This is a genomic window from Simplicispira psychrophila DSM 11588, assembly GCF_000688255.1.
GTDB lineage: Bacteria > Pseudomonadota > Gammaproteobacteria > Burkholderiales > Burkholderiaceae_C > Simplicispira > Simplicispira psychrophila.
Map to the genome: position 1 here is coordinate 292,208 of NZ_JHYS01000001.1, position 16,749 is coordinate 308,956.

Consider the following 16,749-nt stretch of genomic DNA (forward strand, 5'->3'; position numbering starts at 1 on the left):
CCGATTTGGCTTGAAATCACTTCATCGAGATAGTGGTATTCAGTCCCTCGGACGCGCTGCCGTCCTCAAACCAGCGCGCTGTCACCGTCTTGGTCTGCGTCCAGAACTGCACTGCCTGCTTGCCGTTCGGGCCCAGGTCGCCCATTTTGGACGCGCGCGAGCCGGTGAAGCTGAAGTAGGCCACCGGCACCGGAATCGGCACGTTGATGCCGACCTGGCCGACGTTGATGTCGTGCTGGTACTTGCGCGCCGCCCAGCCGCTCGACGTAAAAATCGAGGTACCGTTGCCGTTCGGGTTGGCGTTGATCAGCGCAATCGCTTCTTCCAGCGTCTCGACGCACATCACGGTCAGCACCGGGCCAAAAATCTCCTGCTGGTAGATGTCCATTTCGGCCTTGACGTCGGCAAAAATCGTCGGGCCGACAAAATTGCCCTGCTCATAACCCGCCACCGTGCACTGGCGACCATCAAGCAGCAGGCTGGCACCTTGCGCCACACCCGAATCAATCAAACGCAGCACGCGCTGGCGCGCCTGGGGGTTGACCAGCGGCCCCAGGTCGGCCTGACGGTCGCTACCGGGGCCGACTTTGAGCGCCTGCGCCCGCTCGGTCACCTCGGGCAGCCAGTCGCGCGCCGCGCCGACCAGCACGGCCACCGAGTTGGCCATGCAACGCTGTCCGGCCGCGCCAAAAGCCGAGCCCAGCAGGTTGTTGATGGCATGGTCTTTGTGCGCATCCGGCATCACCACGCAGTGGTTTTTGGCGCCCATCATCGACTGCACCCGCTTGCCGGCGTCTGAGGCGCGGCGGTAGATGTGCTGGCCGACATGGGTCGAGCCGATGAACGACAGCGCGGCAATGTCCGGGTGATCGCAAATCATGTCGGCCACTTGCGCGCCGCCATGAATGACATTCAGCACGCCGGGTGGCACGCCGGCCTCGTGTGCCAGTTCGACCAAGCGCATGGTCGAGCTGGGGTCTTGCTCGGAGGGCTTGAGCACAAAGGTGTTGCCGCAGGCAATGGCCATCGGGAACATGAAGCACGGCAGCATCACCGGAAAGTTGAACGCGGTGATGCCCGCGCCGACGCCAATCGGTTGCAGCAGATTGTAGACATCGACGCCGGTGGCGGCGTTTTCGGCAATCTCGCCCAACTGCAGTGTGGTGATGGAGCAGGCGTGCTCTATCACTTCCAGCCCGCGCGCCACTTCGCCTTCGGCATCGGGCAGGGTTTTGCCGTGCTCCAGGGTGATCAGCTGCGCCAGTTCGGGCAGATGCTCGCGCACCAAATGCTGCAACTTGAGCATGATGCGCATCCGCGCGCCCAGCGAGGTGCTGCGCCAGGTTTTGAAAGCCTCGTGCGCGCTGGACACGGCCAGGTTGACTTCTTCGGACGTGGCAAACGGCACGCGCGCCACCACTTCCTGGGTGGCGGGGTTGGTGACTTCGCGCCACTCGGTGCTTTTGGACGGGTAGGCCTTGCCACCAATAAAGTGGTGGATGGTGACGGGGGCGCGGACAGGGGAAGAAGCAGTGGTGTTCATAGCCATGGACTCCTTAGTTTTTGACCAACGGGCAGGTCGATTGGGCCAGCGGCTTGAAGGCGGTGGCCGCAGGAATGGTGCTGACGGTGTTGTAGTAATCCCAGGTGCCTTTGGACTCGGACGGCTTCTTCACCTGGAACAGGTACATGTCGTGAACCACCCGGCCATCGGGACGGATGCTGGCGTTGCGCATCACGGCATCCTTGATTGGCAACTCACGCATCTTTTGCGCCACCACCTTCCAGTCGTCGGTCTTGGCAGCGGCCACTGATTTGAGGTAATGCAGCACGCTGGAGTACACGCCCGCCTGCACCATGGTCGGCTTGTAGCCCTTGTGCAGTTTTTCAAAGCGCGACGAGAAGGCGCGCGTCTGGTCGTCCATGTCCCAATAGAAACCCTCGGAGAACAGCAGGCCCTGCGCCTGGTTCAAGCCGAGCGAGTGCACGTCGGTCAGGAACATCAGCAATGCGGCCACCCGCTGGCTCTTGCCATCCACGCCAAACTCGCGCGCCGCCTTGATGGCGTTGACGGTGTCTTGGGCGCCGTTGGCCAAGCCAATCACCTGCGCTTTAGAGGCTTGGGCCTGCAGCATGAACGAAGAAAAATCGCTGGCATTGAGCGGATGGCGCACGCTACCCACCACCGTGCCGCCCAGCGACTTGACCATGTCCGAAGCGTCCTTTTCGAGCGAATGGCCAAAAGCGTAGTCCACTGTCAGGAAGTACCACGACTTGAAGCCCTCTTTGGTCAGCGCTGCCGCCGCGCCCGAGGCCGACGAATAGGTGTCAAACATCCAGTGGAAACCATTGGTGGTGCAGTCCTCGTTGGTCAGGCGCGTGGTGGCCGGGCCGCTGTAGAGCGCAATGCCGCCTTTTTCCTTGATCAGCTTTTGGATCGCCAGGGCCCCGGCCGAATTGGTCAGGTCGGCCAGCGCATCGACCTTGTCACGGTCCAGCCACTCGCGCGCCCGGGTGGCGGCAATGTCGGCCTTGTTCTGGTGGTCGGCACTGACCACCTCGATCTTCATGTCCTTGCACTCGGCCTTGAGGCAGTCTTCGACTGCCATGCGCGCCGCCACCACCGAGCCGGCGCCGCCCATGCCGGAATAGGGCCCGGCCATGTCGGTCAGCACGCCAATCTTGACCACACCATCTGAGATCTGCGCCTGCGCACCGGCACACAATGCCAAGACGCCTATGGCCACCGAATTTTTGAGGTATTTTTTCATGTCTGTCTCCTTTTATGGGGTTGCCTGAACCTGCAGCCTGTAGGCTGCCAAATCACTTTATCATTGTGTTTATGCATCCGGATACGGAACTTATGAATACTTCGAATGCAAATTTGCACCACTGCAGTCACCCCGTGGCTAGGCAACGCCCATGATCCAGGCAGGACTCTCCCCGGCCGGCATCAACTGGGACAACCTGCGCCTGTTTCTGGCCGTGGTGCGTGCCCAATCGGCCCAGGAGGCCGCCCGGCGTCTCAACGTGGACCACTCCACCGTCACGCGTCGCCTGCACCGGCTGGAAAAAGAACTGGGCACCCAATTGTTCGAGCGCACCCCAGCCGGCCACGTCCTGACGGCCGCCGGCCATCGGCTGCTGGAGCATGTCGAGCGCATCGAGAGCACGGTCGCGCTGCTGGACGAAGACATTGGCGGCGACAGCCAGATGCTGACAGGCCATGTCCGCCTGGGCGCAACAGAAGGTTTCGGCAGTTTTTTTCTGGCGCCCCACCTGAGCCATTTTTGCGACCGCCACCCCGCCATCAGCGTCGAACTGCTGGTGGTGCCACGCTTCATCAACCTGTCCCAACGCGAAGCCGATCTCGCCATCAATATCGAGCGCCCGCGCAGCAACTCGCAAGTCGTCAGCAAGCTGGCGCCGTACCGCCTGCAGCTGTACGCCTGCACCGGCTACCTGGCCAGCCATCCCGGCATCCGCTGCAAGGCCGATCTGGCCGAGCACCGCCTGTTTGGCTATGTGGACGAACTCTCCTTCAGCCCCGAGTTGCGCTACCTCGAAACCATTGCCCCGCACGCGCCCACTCCGCTGCGCAGCACCAGCATCGTGGCCCAGTACAGCGCCGTGCGCGAGGGCCAGGGGCTGGCGGTGCTGCCGTGCTTTCTGGCCGCGCAATGCGCCGACCTGGTGCCGGTGCTGCCGGCAGAGATCGACCTGATTCGCACCTTCTGGATCGCCGCGCCCAGCGAGCGGCGCGAACTGGCCCGCGTACGCGCCCTGTGGGAGTACCTGCGCGAGGCCACAGAACGCAACCAGGCGTTTCTGATGGGCGAATCGCGTACCCTGCAACGCATCGACTGAGAAAGCGTCGGCTCGGTCTGCACACCGGCACTGACCCTGCACCCCCTTGAACCAACCCGCACACATCCATGAAAACACCCTCCCTGCATTTACGCGCTGGCACTGGCCGCGCGGCCCTGCGTTTCTGTCTCGGACTGGCTTTAGCCGGCAGCAGCCTGGGCGCGCTGGCCGAAAAAATTGGTACCGTGGACACGGCTTTCAAATGGATTGGCCGCGACCACGACATCCTGGTCGAGGCCTATGAAGACCCAGGCGTCACCGGCGTGACCTGCTATGTCTCGCGCGCGCGCACCGGCGGCATCAAGGGCTCGCTGGGCTTGGCCGAAGACCGGGCCGAAGCCTCCATCGCTTGCCGCCAAACCGGGCCCGTGAGCTTCCCCAAGCCGCTGCGCCAGCAGGAAGAAGTGTTCAGCGAGCGCCTGTCCATTCTGTTCAAGCGCCTGCGCATCGTGCGCATGGTGGACGCGCCGCGCAACACGCTGGTGTACCTGACCTACTCAGAAAAGCTGATTGACGGCTCGCCGCAAAACAGCATCACGGCCGTACCCATCGACCGCGCCACACCGATTTCACTCAAAAAATAGGCCTGGATGCTTGTTTATGAGTCAAATCAGCCTCTAGCCCTTTAGATATATGCGGTGGTAGCTATGAAAATTGCTGTGATGGGTGCCGGCGCTGTCGGCTGTTACTACGGTGCACTGCTGGCGCGGGCCGGCCACGCGGTCACGCTGATTGCCCGCCCGGCCCACGTCCAGGCCATCACCCAGGCGGGTGGCTTGTGGCTGCACACTGCCGCCGGCCAGGAACGCATCCCCGTACACGCCAGCAGCAACGCCAGCGCTGTGCGCGGCGCGCAGTGGGTGCTGTGTTGCGTCAAATCGACCGATACCGAGAGCGCCGGTCTGGCCATGGCAGCGCATTTGGACGCCGGCGCCGTGGTGCTGAGCCTGCAAAACGGCGTGGACAACGCCGAGCGTCTGCAAGCCCTCCTCGGGCGCCCAGTGCTGGCCAGCGTGGTCTACGTCGCCAGCGCCATGACTGCGCCCGGCCAGGTGCGCCACCTCGGGCGCGGCGAACTGGTGCTGGCACCGGGTCAGGACAGCGCCGCCATCGCCAGCGCCTTGCGCAGCGCCGGCATTCCGACAGAAATTTCAGACAACGTAGCCGGCGCGCTGTGGGCCAAGCTGGTGCTTAACTGCGTTTACAACCCGCTGTCGGCCATCACCCGCCTGCCGTATGGCGCCATCGTGGGCAACCCCGACTTGGACGTGGTGCAGGTGATGACCGACATCGTGCGCGAGTGCCAGGCCGTGGCGCAGGCACGCGGCGTCACCCTGCCCGCCGACATCCTTGCGACCACCCTGGCGCTGGCGCAGACCATGCCGCAGCAACTGTCGTCCACCGCACAAGACCTGGCGCGCGGCAAGCGCAGCGAGATCGACCACCTCAACGGTTTCATCGTGCGCCAGGGCGCCGCACTGGGTATTGCCACGCCCGCCAACCGCCTGCTGCACACGCTAGTGCGCCTGCTAGAGCAGCAGTGGCCAAATCACGCAGCCGATGCCGGCCGGGCCACGCCATGAACCGCGCCCTGGGCCACACACTTTTTCCGCGCTGGCTGCAGCGCGCGCTGCCTGCGGTCTTTTGGGCCTTGCTGCTGGGCGTATTCACGCTCTCGCTGCTGCCCGGCGACTACCTGCCGCCGCAGGCATTCAGCATCTGGGACAAGGCGCAACATGCCTTAGCCTTTGCAGGCCTGGGCGCTTGCGGACTGCTGGCCTACCCACGCCATCCGGGACGCGTACTGCTGGGGCTGCTGCTGTACGGCGGCGCGATCGAACTGGCGCAGGCGACCACCACTTGGCGGGTTGGCGACTGGCAGGACTGGTTCGCCGACAGCGTGGGGCTGGCTGCGGGCACCGTGGTGGCCTGGGGATTGCGTCGACTCACCGCCTGAAACGTCCCGAAACGCCCTGTCAACCATCCGCCAACGTGGCACAGAGGCCCAGGTTGCACGCTTGGCGGGGTTTAGGCGTGCTTTTGACTTCCCTGCAGCGCACGATTGGCCCGACAATGCGTTACATCATTCGTTGTCCATGCCGCCGTTGGCCGAATCGAGGAAACCGACGCACACCAGATCAGACCGCAAGGCGCAGGCCATGCACCCCAGGCACCGCCTGAAAACCCGCAATCCATAGCAATCCATCCCCTGCCTACCAGCGCGACAGAATGATTCACCCCTTCCATTTTGTGTTTTCTGCTGGATCGACGCCATGCCCCCACCGCGCCCCTTGACCCCCAGCTCCTTTGCCGACGCCCTGGGTCTGCCGTCCTCAGCCAGCAACAGCGCCATGATTGCGCTCTACAGCGCCGCCCTGGGGCCCGTGCAATTGCCACGTTATCTGGCGCTGTTTGAACGCTTTGACCGTGCCGGACGCGCGCCCCTGGGCTGGAACCTGACGGCCAGTCTGGTCACGCTCAATTGGATGGCACTGCACGCCATGTGGGGCGTGGCGCTGGTGTATCTGGCGCTGATTGAAGGACTGGGGCTGGTGGTGTTCGGCGTCGCCCGGCCGATGCTGAATATGCCTCCAGCCATCGAATATGGCCTGCTCGCCGGGCTGGCAATTTTTGCCTTCGCGCTGCCCGGCCTGTTTGGCGACGCCCTGCTCCACACCGAGATCCGCAAGCGCATCGCACGCGCCATCGCCACCGCGCCCACCCTGCCTGAAGCCTGCGCCCTGCTGGAACGCCAAGCCAGCAGCCGACCCCGGCTGCTGAAAATCGCGGCCATCAACGTGCTGCTGCTGACAGCCGTGGCGGCGGCCCTGATCCTGGCACCGCCCAGCGGCTGGGGTCAAGCCAGCCCCAGTGCCGATTCAGCGCCCACGCTGTCTGGCAAGGTAAAACAGGTCAGCGCAGACCCGGGCACACCCATCATTCCCGCCACGCTGCCAGGCTTGCTCAGCCCAGCCAAACCCGCCGCAGTGCTGCCCGCGTCCGACGCCGCCCAGCAGTCCAGTGCACTGAACGCCCCGGTCAACGCCGCGACACCCGCGCCAGCGTATATCCCGCTGCCCGCACAAGAACCCGCCGCAGTGCCGCCAGCCCCCCTGCCGCCACCTTTGCCGGCCCCCCTAACCACACCGGCGCTGGCGCCCTCGCCCCCGCCTGCGCCCACTGCCGCGCCCACCAAGGCCGAGAAAAAAGTGCGCGACAAAACCCCCACCGCCACAGTCCCCGAGAAGGTGGCAGAAAAAGAGCCAGCAAAAGTCCCTGAGAAAAAGCCAGACACCACGCCCGCCAAAGCAACGAAAAAAATAGCAGACCGGGCATCGGCAAAGTTACGCAAAAAATCCGCATCGCCTCTACCCGCCCCGGCTGAAAAAGCGCCCGTGGCCACTGCCAGCACGCCTGCCACCAGCGACAGCGACAGCCCCCTGCCGACGGCCGGCAGCGCGGCGGGCCACTACTTCAACGTCGGCGTATTTGCTGAAGTCGGCAACGCCCGTCGCGCCCAAGCCAAGCTGCTCAACGCCGGCCTGCCCGCCTTCCGCCAGACCGTCACCAGCCCCAAAGGCGAGCTCATCCGCGTGCGCGTAGGCCCGTTCAGCAGCGCCGCCGAGGCCCAAAAGGCCCGCCAGCAGATCCGCCGCCTGGGACTGGAAGCCGTCGAGTTCCGCCAGCGCGCGCAGTAAGGGCGCTGGCTACCGTCAAGGGTGCACATCTCTATGCGAGCAACACCCGCCGTGGTGCAAATTGTGGCGCTGCCCGATTTGCTGACTTTGCAGCGCTTGCGCATTCCCATCTACCAACGGCCCTACCAGTGGAGCAGCAAACACGTGCTGCAATTACTGGCCGATATCGAGCAGCAATGCCTGGTGTCGCCAGCGCTGGGGCCAGACAGCTACCGGCTGGGCACGGTTGTCTTGCATGACGAAAAACAGGGTGAGGAAACTAAAGCGCTGAACATTGTCGATGGGCAGCAGCGCTGCGTAACCTTGCTACTGGTGCTGCATGCCCTCCGGGCGCAGCGCGGCCCTGCGGCCGTCCCTGCAGTGGAGCCGGTGGATGTGGCAGTTGCAGTCATTGCGCCAGCAGAGGCCGATACACAGGTTTACCAGCAATTGGCTGGTCTGCAGCTGTTTGACCCACACTTGGAGGACATCTTGTCGCAGCGCAATGTGCGCGACAACTATGCGCTGATTGCACGCCATTTGCGTCAGACCCAGTGGGGCGCGGCGCAGATACGCTTTTTGCTGCAGCGCTGCGAGGTGGTGTTGGTCAAACTCCACAGCTTGGCCGAAGCCTTTCAGTTTTTTGATGCACAAAATGCGCGCGGCAAAGACTTGTGTGCGCATGATTTGCTCAAGGCCTATCACTTGCGGGCTTTGCGCCCGCACGAGCAGGCCCAGAGTCCCAGCGCCGTGCAGGCGTGGGAGCGCTGCTCACAAGAGGAGTTGCACCGCTTGTTTGCTCGCTTTTTGTTTCAAGTGCGCCAACGCGCCCGCACGCTAGAGGCCGAGTCGTTTGGCAAGCTGCAGGTAGGAAGCTTCAAAGGGCTGCGTCTGGACACGCAAGCCACCTCTTTCCCCCTGGCGAACACCTGGCGCCTGCTGGATGCCGCCGTCCACCGGATCGAAAACCATGGTGATAAGCGCGGTGCGGTATGGCCTTGCCAGCTGGATGCACCCGTGGTGAATGGACTGCGTTTTTTTGACTGGGTACAGCATTACTGGCGCATGGATTTTCACCAGCAGCAAGCGCCTGATCAGCTGCCGCCCTGGGTGCAGCGGCTGGAGCGTACCCAAGGGCTGCAGCTGGACGCTGAGGCACGCAGCATTTTGCTGACCTTGGGCCGCTACCCGGGCCACTGGCGCAAAGGGGACGGCCATGTGCGTGCGGTGTTTGATGCCTTGCTGATGTATTACGTAGACAAATTTGGTGACTACGAACTGTCGCGGGCGGTGAAGCAGGCGTTTGTGTGGGCCTATTGGCGCTTGCTGGACCGGCGGGTGCTGGCCGGCAGCATGGACAAGTTTGTGCGTGAATGCTTATCCAACCCTTTTGCTGTGCTGCGGGATGCAACGACGCCGCAAGCCTTTTGGGAGATGGAACTACCCCCAGCCACTTACAAAAAGGACGGTCCTGTGGAGGGTTTGGATCCATTGAAAACCTTGATGCACACCTTGGGGTATTAGAAGGAGGCTGCGCATGGCGAGCGAACATGAGCCGCAGTTGCTGAGCGTGCAGCAGGTGCTGGCCAAAGATGCCTATTGCATTCCGGTCTATCAGCGCAATTACGCATGGGGGGTGGATGAAATCACCCTGCTGATGGCCGATGTGCAGGACTCTGTAGAGCGCCCGGACGCGCAGGACTATTACATCGGTACCTTGGTGGTGTTACGGGCGCAGCCCTACCGCCAGCACCAGCACTGGCACGCAGCAGGAGCAATGGGAGGTGGTAGATGGTCAGCAGCGGCTGACCACGTTGAGTTTGCTGGTGTCGGTCTTGCGCGGGCTGGGCGATGTGATTGCCCCCCAACCGATTGCCGCGCTGCAAACGTTGACGACACAAAACAAAAAGTTACCAACTGAGGCGGAGCCGAGCGATGAAGAGGAGAAGGTGCAGTTTGGCCCGGTGATCAACTTCCCCAACTTTTTGCTGCAAGTGCTGGCGTTAATGCCGCACAAGGCTGAAGAAAAAACACCGCTGGATGACAAGCATTTGCTAGACGCATTTAAAGCCGCGCTGTATCCGTCCCAGGAAACAGAAGGGGTGGAGCTGCTGGTGCTGCGCCTGCAGCGCGTGCGTTACTTTGCTTTTGTGCTGCTGCGCTGCAGCAAGTGAATAGCTTTGGCAAACAGGATGTGGGGGATGACGAGGGGGCGTTGCCTGGCCGCATTCGCATGTTGCAGGCGGCTTTTCACGTCTCCTACATGCTGCCTACCCGCAAGCATTGGTTGCAGGGGGTGCTGCGCTGGCTGCTGCAGCAAGACATGCACCGGGCCATTGACGCAGCGGCATTCTTGGCGCAACTGGAGGCGTTGGCCAAGGCCTTTGTGCTGGAAGTGGGCTCCGATGCGGAAGATGCCCCCGGCTATGAGGATGTGGTGCGCCGAAGCGGTGGCTTTGACCGTGCAGCGGCCGTCCCGCTGGATGAGGGAGTCTGGCTACAGAAGCTGTGCTATGGCTCCGTGCGCTTGATCGACTTCAACTTCTTGGACTACCTGCTGTGGCTGCAGGGCGACGTGGCGGGAGGGAAAGATTTTGCCTTTACCAGCAGCCGCCGTTCTGTGGAACATTTACATCCGCAGACGCCGTTGGCGGGCGTAATACCTTGGCCAGAGCAGCAGCAGCAGCTGCATACTTTTGGCAACCTGTGCTTGGTAAGCCATGCGATGAATTCCCGTTTGGGCAATGCCGTTCCAGAGGGCAAGTTTCAGCAGCTTTTGCACGAAAAACGCCATTGCAGCCTGAAAGTATTGGCCATGCACCAAGCATTCCAAGAAAAAGGCGCATGGACTGCGGAAACTGCGATACAGCACCATCAAGCCCACATGCTGCAACTGCTGCGGCAGGCCTTTGCGTCGAATGGTTTGATTCAAACCTCTTAAAAATCGCAAGAAAGGACCTCTCGCAAGCAAGGCAATCAGCATGATTTCCACTCCCGGCCCCCTCACTCCACCGTCACACTCTTGGCCAAATTGCGCGGCTTATCGACGTCGGTGCCGCGTGCCACCGCCGTGTGGTAGGCCAGCAGTTGCAGCGGCACGACATGCAGCAGCGGGCTTAACGCGCCGTAGTGCTCGGGCATACGGATGACGTGGATGCCATCTTCGCTGTCGATGCGCGTGTCGGCATCGGCCAGCACGTACAGCACGCCGCCGCGTGCGCGTACTTCCTGCATATTGCTTTTGAGCTTTTCCAGCAGCGCGTCGTTCGGCGCCACCGTGACCACTGGCATAGCGCTGGTGACCAGTGCCAGTGGGCCGTGTTTCAGTTCCCCCGCCGGGTAGGCCTCGGCGTGGATATAGCTGATTTCTTTCAGCTTGAGCGCGCCTTCCAAGGCAATCGGGTAGTGCAGGCCCCGGCCCAGAAACAGCGCGTTTTCCATGCGCGCAAAGTCTTCGGCCCAGCTGATGATTTGCGGCTCCAGCGCCAGCACCGCCTGCAAGGCCACCGGCAGGTGGCGCATGGCGGTGAGGTGCGCGGCTTCCTGCTCCTCGGTCAAACGGCCCTTGCTTTGCGCCAGTGCCAAGGTGAGCAAAAACAGGCCGGCCAGTTGCGTGGTGAAGGCCTTGGTGCTGGCGACGCCAATTTCAATGCCGGCACGGGTGATGTAGGCCAGCGCACATTCGCGCACCATGGCGCTGGTGGCGACATTGCAGATGGTCAGCGTGTGCGGATGGCCCAGGCTTTGCGCGTGGCGCAGCGCCGCCAAGGTGTCCGCCGTTTCGCCCGACTGGCTGATGGTGACGATGAGCTGGCGCGGATTGGGCACGCTGGTGCGGTAGCGGTATTCGCTCGCCACCTCGACCTGGGTGGGGATTTGCGCGATGCCTTCCAGCCAATATTTGGCGACGCAGCCGCTGTAGTAGCTGGTGCCGCAGGCCAGGATCAGCACCGAGTCGATCACTTGGAACACGCGGTAGGCGCCGTCGCCAAACAGCTCGGGCACGATGCCTTGCACGCCGTCCAGCGTGTCGGCAATGGCGCGTGGCTGCTCGAAAATTTCTTTTTGCATGTAGTGCCGGTACGGTCCCAGCTCGGCGGCGCCGCTGTGCGCCTGCACGGTGCGCACCGGGCGCTGCTCGGCACTCAGCGCGCGCCCGTCTTGGCCGGTGATCCAGTAGCGACCCGGTTGCAAGTCCACCAGATCGCCCTCTTGCAGATAAATGATTTGGTCGGTCACGCCGGCCAGCGCCATGGCGTCGCTGGCCAGAAAATGCTCGCTGCCGTCCTGCCCCACGCCCAAAATCAGCGGCGAGCCGGCGCGCGCACCGACCACACGCTGCGGTTCGTCCTTGTGCATCACGGCAATGGCAAACGCACCGTGCAGTTGCGCCACCGCCGCCTGCACCGCCTCAAACAAGTCACCGCTATACAGGCTGTCCACCAGATGAGCGACGATTTCGGTGTCGGTCTGGCTGGCAAAGACATAGCCTGCCGCCTGCAGGCGGGTGCGCAAGGCTTCGTAGTTTTCAATGATGCCGTTGTGCACCAGCGCCACCCGGCCAACGGCGGTGCCCTCAGCGGCGGCATCGACCGTGGCCCCGTAGCTGAAATGCGGGTGCGCGTTGCACTCGACCGGCGCGCCGTGCGTCGCCCAGCGGGTGTGGGCAATGCCGGTGCCGCCTTGAATGTGGTCGCTTTGCACGCGCTCCATCAATTCAGAGACGCGCGCCGTGCTGCGCGCACGCTGCAAGCCGCTGGGGCGGGTGCTGCCCCGGCTGACGGCATGGATGGCCACGCCGCAGGAATCGTAGCCACGGTATTCGAGCCGCTGCAAGCCCTGTACCAACACGGGCACGATATTGCGCGATGAAACTGCCCCAACGATGCCGCACATAGTCCACCTCCGGTAAAAGATGGCGCCATCGTAGGGGGTTCGATCAGAAATATCTGTTTGATTTATCTATGCAAATGAATTTTAATTTCATAAAAATCTATTTAAGAAATTAAATTTCATTCCATGACAAAAAATGAATCTTTTGAACTCGATGCTATCGACCTGCAGCTGCTCGATGCGCTGCAAACCGATGCCGCGCAAAGCAACCAGGCGCTGGCCGAGCGCGTGCATGTGTCGCCGCCGACCTGCCTGCGCCGCATCAAGCGCCTGCACAGCGCCGGACTGATCGAGCGCCAAGTGGCTATTTTGCAGCCCGACCGCGTAGCGGCGCTGCTGGGCCACGGGCTGCACACGATTGTTGAAATCACACTGGAGCGCCAAGGCGCCGAATTGCTCGATGCCTTTGAAGCGCGCGCCGTGCAGGAGGCCGCCGTGCAGCAGTGCTGGCGCGTCTCGCCGGGGCCGGACTTTGTGCTGGTCACGCAGACGCCGGATATGCCGGCCTATCTGGGGCTGGCACAGCGCCTGTTCACCAGCCATGCCAATGTGCGCAATGTGCGGGCTTTCTTCAGCACCCGGCGCGCCAAATTTGATACACGCATTGTTGTGACCAAAACAGGTTGACACCTTTTATGGGCGTAGAGTGGCACGACACCCGCCCTCCAGGAGATTTGCGCGATGGAATTCAAAGACTATTACAAGGCTCTGGGCGTTGCCAAAACGGCCAGCGCTGACGAGATCAAAAAAGCCTATCGCAAGCTGGTACGCAAATACCACCCGGATGTCAGCAAGGAGGCCGACGCCAGTGAGCGCATGACAGAACTCAATGAGGCCAACGCGGTACTGTCCGACCCGGAAAAGCGCGCCGCCTACGACTCTCTGGGCACGCAGCCACGGCGCGACAGCGGCGGGTTTCGGCCGCCACCGAACTGGGACGCCGGTTTTGAGTTCTCGGGCGCCAACGCGGGCCCCGGTGGCGGCGCGGGCGAGTACAGCGATTTTTTCGAAGAACTATTTGGCCGTGCGGCGCGTGCGCAACACGGAACACGCGGGCAGCGCACTGGCGGCTTTGACAGCACACCACAGCCCCAGCGCGGTGAAGACCACCACGCCAAAATCGAGTTGGACATCCTGGACGCCTACCACGGCAGCGAGCGCACCATCACACTGCGCGGCGCACACCTGGACGACAGCGGCCACGTCGCCCATGACGAGCGCAGCCTGCAGGTAAAAATTCCCAAGGGCGTGCGCGAGGGCCAATTGATCCGCCTAGTGGGTCAGGGCTCGCCCGGCAGCGGCGGCGCAGCAGCGGGCAATTTGTTTCTGGAAGTGCGCTTTGCGCCGCACGCCCGCTGGCGTGCCGAAGGCCGCGACGTCTACCAAGCCCTGCCACTGGCGCCCTGGGAAGCGGCGCTGGGCGCCAGTGTCGAGGTGAAAACCCCAGCGGGCACGGTCGAAGTGACGGTGCCGGCGCACTCGCGCGCCGGACGCAAGCTGCGCCTCAAGGGGCGCGGCATTCCGTCCACGCCGCCGGGCGATCTGTACCTGGAGCTAACTATTGAGCAACCCAGCGCCGACAGCGACAGCGCCCGCACAGCCTACGCCGCTCTGTCCAAGGCCTTTCCCACCTTCAATCCGCGCCAGTCGCGCACAGGAGACTGACCCATGGCCCACGCCTTTCACCTGCCCGTGCAATTGGGCGAATTGCTGGACAACCACGCGCTCTCGCTGCAAGACTTAGCACGCGCCTGTCGCCGCGCCCCCGACTGGGTCAGCGCCCATGTCGCGGCCGGGGTGATTGAAGCCAGCCCCGCCGACGGACACACGGGCGAATGGCACTTCACCAGCACCACCTTGGTGCGCGCCCGCCGCATTGCGCAACTGGAAAGCAGCTTTGACGCCGACCCCTATCTGGCCGCACTGACCACCGACCTGATGGAAGAAGTGGCCGAACTGCGTCGGCGCGTGGCGCAGCTGCAAGGCGGCGCTCTCAAAAAAGAGAGCTGATAGCGCTCGTGTTTCAAGGCTTTGAGGCTGTTTTGGCACGCAAAGCGTTGTGTAGCGCGCGCTGGCAGCTATACAAAAAAATTCGGGTTACGCTGCTTAACCCGACACTGAATACATCAAAGTGCTACAGCCACTTCACCAGCAAACTGATCACCAGACTCAGCAACACGGTGCTGGCCAGCGGAATAAACCACTCGCGCCCAAACAGGCGAAAGTGAAAGTCGCCCGGCAGCCGCCCCAGGCCCAGTTTGCGCAGCCAGGGCGTCAGGCCGTTGATCAGCACCAACGCCAGAAAGACCACGATGAGCCAACGGATCATGGGTTTACCGTTCTGAGCTACAGCCGGTGCGTGCGGTCGCCGCGCGCAAAGCCGATGGCCTCCCACGGCTCGCCCTTGCACAGGGCCAGTACTTTGAAGAATTCACCCATCTCGTGCTCCATGATCAATTTGGCCGCTAACGTCCGCCCAGACAGCGGTTGTTGCTCCATTTTTGCTGGCAAGCCGCAGTTGATCAAAAAGTGGGCCTGCGTGGTGTAGCCAAGCACACTCCAGCCCTGGCCCGCGGGCAGCGGCTGGTCTTGCGCCGCCAGCGCCATGGCGGTGAAGTTGACGTGTGCGGTGATGTCTTTCAGCCCCACGTCCAGCAGCGGGTTGTCGTCCGCTTGGTGCGCACGGTGGCACATCACCGTGCCCATGTGGCGCTGCGGGTGGTAGTACTCGTCCTCGCCAAAACCGTAGTCGATAAAGAACGCTGCACCGCGCACCAGCCGGTCGCCCAGGGTGTGGATGAAGGCCTGCGCCTGCGGGTGGATTTCGGTCAGGTAGTCGTGCGGGCCTTCAATGTCGATCGGCGGACGCAGGTCGGTCGGGCGGTCTTCCCAGATGAAGGCGCCGTCCGCTTCCACGCCGACACCGCGCTCGTGCCACCGGCCGTCCACGTCGCCGCCGTGGCGCGCCAGCAGTTGCACCGGCATGGCATCCAGCACCTCGTTGCCGACGATGATGCCTTCCATCTGCTCGGGCAGGGCGTGTAGCCAACGCACTTTGCCTTCGTATTTCGTCAGCAGCAGTTGCTGGCGCGCGCGCAGGGTGCCAGACAGATCGATGATGGTGTAGCAGCGCACTGCATCGCCCAGCGCCTCCAGCAATTGCAGCGCCAGCGCACCGGAGCCAGCACCAAATTCCCACACTTCGTCGGTGCCGGTGCGCGCTAAAGCTTCTGCCACCTGCACCGCCAGCGTCTGGCCGAACAGCGGCGTCAGTTCCGGCGCGGTGACGAAGTCGCTGCCCGACTGCGGCATGGCACCAAACTTGGGCAGGTCGCCGGCGTAGTAACCCAGGCCGGGCGTATACAGCGCCAGCGCCAGGAAGCGGTCAAAACCGATCCAGCCGCCGGCGGATTGAATGGCCTGCACGATATGGGTGTGCAGGGCGGTCGTTAAACTTGTGGGTTCTGTTGTCACGGCCTGCATTGTCCCCGAATGTCTTCTCCCCCTCCCTCTGTGTCCCCTGTACGCACCGTTTTGGTCACCGGCGCCGCCCGGCGCCTGGGGCGCGAGATTGCGCTGGCGCTGGCCGCAGGTGGCTGGCAGGTGGCCGTGCATTACCGCAGCTCAATGGCAGACGCTCTTGAAACCGTAGCTGCTTGCGCAAGTGATACAAGGGCCAGCGCCCCTTTTGAGGCAGATTTTGAGGACGAAGCCGCCGTGCGCGGCCTGCTGCCGCGCGTGGTAGCGCACTTTGGCCGAGTGGACGCCGTGGTTAACAGCGCTTCTTTGTTTGAGAACGACGACGCCGCCAGCTTCAGCTACGCCGCGCTAGAGCGCCACCTGCGCAGCAACACCGCCGCGCCCCTGGTGCTGGCACAGGCGCTGCACGCGCACTTGCAAGAACGCGCCGCCGCCGGCGAAGCCAAGGTGCAAGGCGCCGTCGTCAACCTGCTCGACCAAAAGCTGTGGAACCAGAACCCCGACTTTGTCAGCTACACCCTGTCCAAAGCCGCGCTGGAGGCCGCCGGCACCATGCTGGCCATGGCCCTGGCGCCGCGTGTGCGCGTCGTCGGCGTGGCACCCGGCCTGACGCTGACCAGCCACCTGCTGGACGACGCTCAATTTGCCCAATTGCACCGCCTGAGCCCGCTCGGGCGCTCGTCCACGGCGGCCGATGTGGCCAGCACGGTGCGCTTTGCGCTGGAGAACCAGTCCATCACCGGCACCACTTTGCTGGTTGATGGCGGCCAGCACCTGATGAAATTTGAGCGCGACTTTTCGCTGATGTAAACCGTGCTCTGATGCTTGGCGC

The 16,749-nt window shown here is 63.0% G+C and carries 17 protein-coding genes and 1 pseudogene; 13 read left to right on the plus strand and 5 right to left on the minus strand.

Annotated elements, in window-relative coordinates; translation table 11 throughout:
• Window positions 1-16: 16 nt before the first annotated feature.
• Entirely contained in the window at window positions 17-1,549 is a 1,533-nt protein-coding gene (locus tag Q390_RS0101235; protein ID WP_211250400.1) for a CoA-acylating methylmalonate-semialdehyde dehydrogenase, read from the minus strand.
• A gap of 7 nt (window positions 1,550-1,556) precedes the next feature.
• The gene (locus Q390_RS0101240; protein WP_027994439.1) at window positions 1,557-2,771 is read right to left on the minus strand and encodes an ABC transporter substrate-binding protein; all 1,215 of its coding nucleotides are present in this window, start codon (window positions 2,769-2,771) and stop codon (window positions 1,557-1,559) included.
• Window positions 2,772-2,922: 151 nt separating this feature from the next.
• Between Q390_RS0101240 and Q390_RS0101245 the strand changes: the two genes are divergently transcribed.
• The 9 genes and pseudogenes from Q390_RS0101245 (at window position 2,923) to Q390_RS0101280 (ending at window position 10,485) form a co-directional block, all read left to right on the plus strand.
• Window positions 2,923-3,867: a LysR family transcriptional regulator gene (locus Q390_RS0101245; protein ID WP_027994440.1), complete on the plus strand. Its 945-nt coding sequence runs from the start codon at window positions 2,923-2,925 to the stop codon at window positions 3,865-3,867.
• A 68-nt stretch (window positions 3,868-3,935) separates the two neighbouring features.
• On the plus strand, window positions 3,936-4,451 hold the full coding sequence (locus Q390_RS0101250) for a CreA family protein (protein ID WP_051602967.1): 516 nt from the start codon (window positions 3,936-3,938) through the stop codon (window positions 4,449-4,451).
• A gap of 63 nt (window positions 4,452-4,514) precedes the next feature.
• Window positions 4,515-5,450 (plus strand): ketopantoate reductase family protein, encoded by a 936-nt coding sequence (locus Q390_RS17165; RefSeq protein ID WP_051602968.1) that lies wholly within the window; start codon window positions 4,515-4,517, stop codon window positions 5,448-5,450.
• Window positions 5,447-5,824, plus strand: a complete 378-nt coding sequence (locus Q390_RS0101260; protein WP_084153704.1) for a VanZ family protein — start codon at window positions 5,447-5,449, stop codon at window positions 5,822-5,824. The genes Q390_RS17165 and Q390_RS0101260 overlap by 4 nt, the downstream gene beginning before the upstream one ends.
• A 316-nt stretch (window positions 5,825-6,140) precedes the next feature.
• Window positions 6,141-7,565 (plus strand): SPOR domain-containing protein, encoded by a 1,425-nt coding sequence (locus Q390_RS0101265; RefSeq protein WP_027994443.1) that lies wholly within the window; start codon window positions 6,141-6,143, stop codon window positions 7,563-7,565.
• 33 nt (window positions 7,566-7,598) lie between these two features.
• Window positions 7,599-9,068: a DUF262 domain-containing protein gene (locus tag Q390_RS17170; RefSeq protein ID WP_084153705.1), complete on the plus strand. Its 1,470-nt coding sequence runs from the start codon at window positions 7,599-7,601 to the stop codon at window positions 9,066-9,068.
• 13 nt (window positions 9,069-9,081) lie between these two features.
• Window positions 9,082-9,261, plus strand: a pseudogene (locus tag Q390_RS20675) (GmrSD restriction endonuclease domain-containing protein); the annotation flags it as partial.
• A gap of 67 nt (window positions 9,262-9,328) precedes the next feature.
• Window positions 9,329-9,718, plus strand: a complete 390-nt coding sequence (locus tag Q390_RS20080) for a hypothetical protein (RefSeq protein ID WP_027994444.1) — start codon at window positions 9,329-9,331, stop codon at window positions 9,716-9,718.
• Window positions 9,715-10,485, plus strand: a complete 771-nt coding sequence (locus Q390_RS0101280; RefSeq protein ID WP_027994445.1) for an HNH endonuclease family protein — start codon at window positions 9,715-9,717, stop codon at window positions 10,483-10,485. Before Q390_RS20080 ends, Q390_RS0101280 begins: the two co-directional genes overlap by 4 nt.
• A gap of 62 nt (window positions 10,486-10,547) precedes the next feature.
• On the opposite strand, the gene glmS is transcribed toward Q390_RS0101280, so the two are convergent.
• The gene (glmS, locus tag Q390_RS0101285; RefSeq protein ID WP_027994446.1) at window positions 10,548-12,440 is read right to left on the minus strand and encodes a glutamine--fructose-6-phosphate transaminase (isomerizing); all 1,893 of its coding nucleotides are present in this window, start codon (window positions 12,438-12,440) and stop codon (window positions 10,548-10,550) included.
• A gap of 123 nt (window positions 12,441-12,563) precedes the next feature.
• On the opposite strand from glmS, the gene Q390_RS0101290 reads away from it, so the two are divergent.
• Genes Q390_RS0101290 through Q390_RS0101300 form a run of 3 tightly spaced genes read left to right on the plus strand, consistent with a single transcriptional unit; the run spans window position 12,564 to window position 14,447 of the window.
• Window positions 12,564-13,064: an Lrp/AsnC family transcriptional regulator gene (locus Q390_RS0101290; protein WP_027994447.1), complete on the plus strand. Its 501-nt coding sequence runs from the start codon at window positions 12,564-12,566 to the stop codon at window positions 13,062-13,064.
• A 54-nt stretch (window positions 13,065-13,118) separates the two neighbouring features.
• Window positions 13,119-14,102: a DnaJ C-terminal domain-containing protein gene (locus Q390_RS0101295; RefSeq protein ID WP_027994448.1), complete on the plus strand. Its 984-nt coding sequence runs from the start codon at window positions 13,119-13,121 to the stop codon at window positions 14,100-14,102.
• A gap of 3 nt (window positions 14,103-14,105) precedes the next feature.
• Entirely contained in the window at window positions 14,106-14,447 is a 342-nt protein-coding gene (locus Q390_RS0101300) for a chaperone modulator CbpM (protein ID WP_027994449.1), read from the plus strand.
• 124 nt (window positions 14,448-14,571) lie between these two features.
• On the opposite strand, the gene Q390_RS0101305 is transcribed toward Q390_RS0101300, so the two are convergent.
• Window positions 14,572-14,766 (minus strand): DUF2905 domain-containing protein, encoded by a 195-nt coding sequence (locus Q390_RS0101305; protein ID WP_027994450.1) that lies wholly within the window; start codon window positions 14,764-14,766, stop codon window positions 14,572-14,574.
• A gap of 17 nt (window positions 14,767-14,783) precedes the next feature.
• The gene (locus Q390_RS0101310; RefSeq protein ID WP_027994451.1) at window positions 14,784-15,920 is read right to left on the minus strand and encodes a class I SAM-dependent methyltransferase; all 1,137 of its coding nucleotides are present in this window, start codon (window positions 15,918-15,920) and stop codon (window positions 14,784-14,786) included.
• Between the two features lie 9 nt (window positions 15,921-15,929).
• Between Q390_RS0101310 and Q390_RS0101315 the strand changes: the two genes are divergently transcribed.
• On the plus strand, window positions 15,930-16,727 hold the full coding sequence (locus Q390_RS0101315) for an SDR family oxidoreductase (RefSeq protein ID WP_027994452.1): 798 nt from the start codon (window positions 15,930-15,932) through the stop codon (window positions 16,725-16,727).
• The last annotated feature ends 22 nt before the right edge of the window (window positions 16,728-16,749 follow it).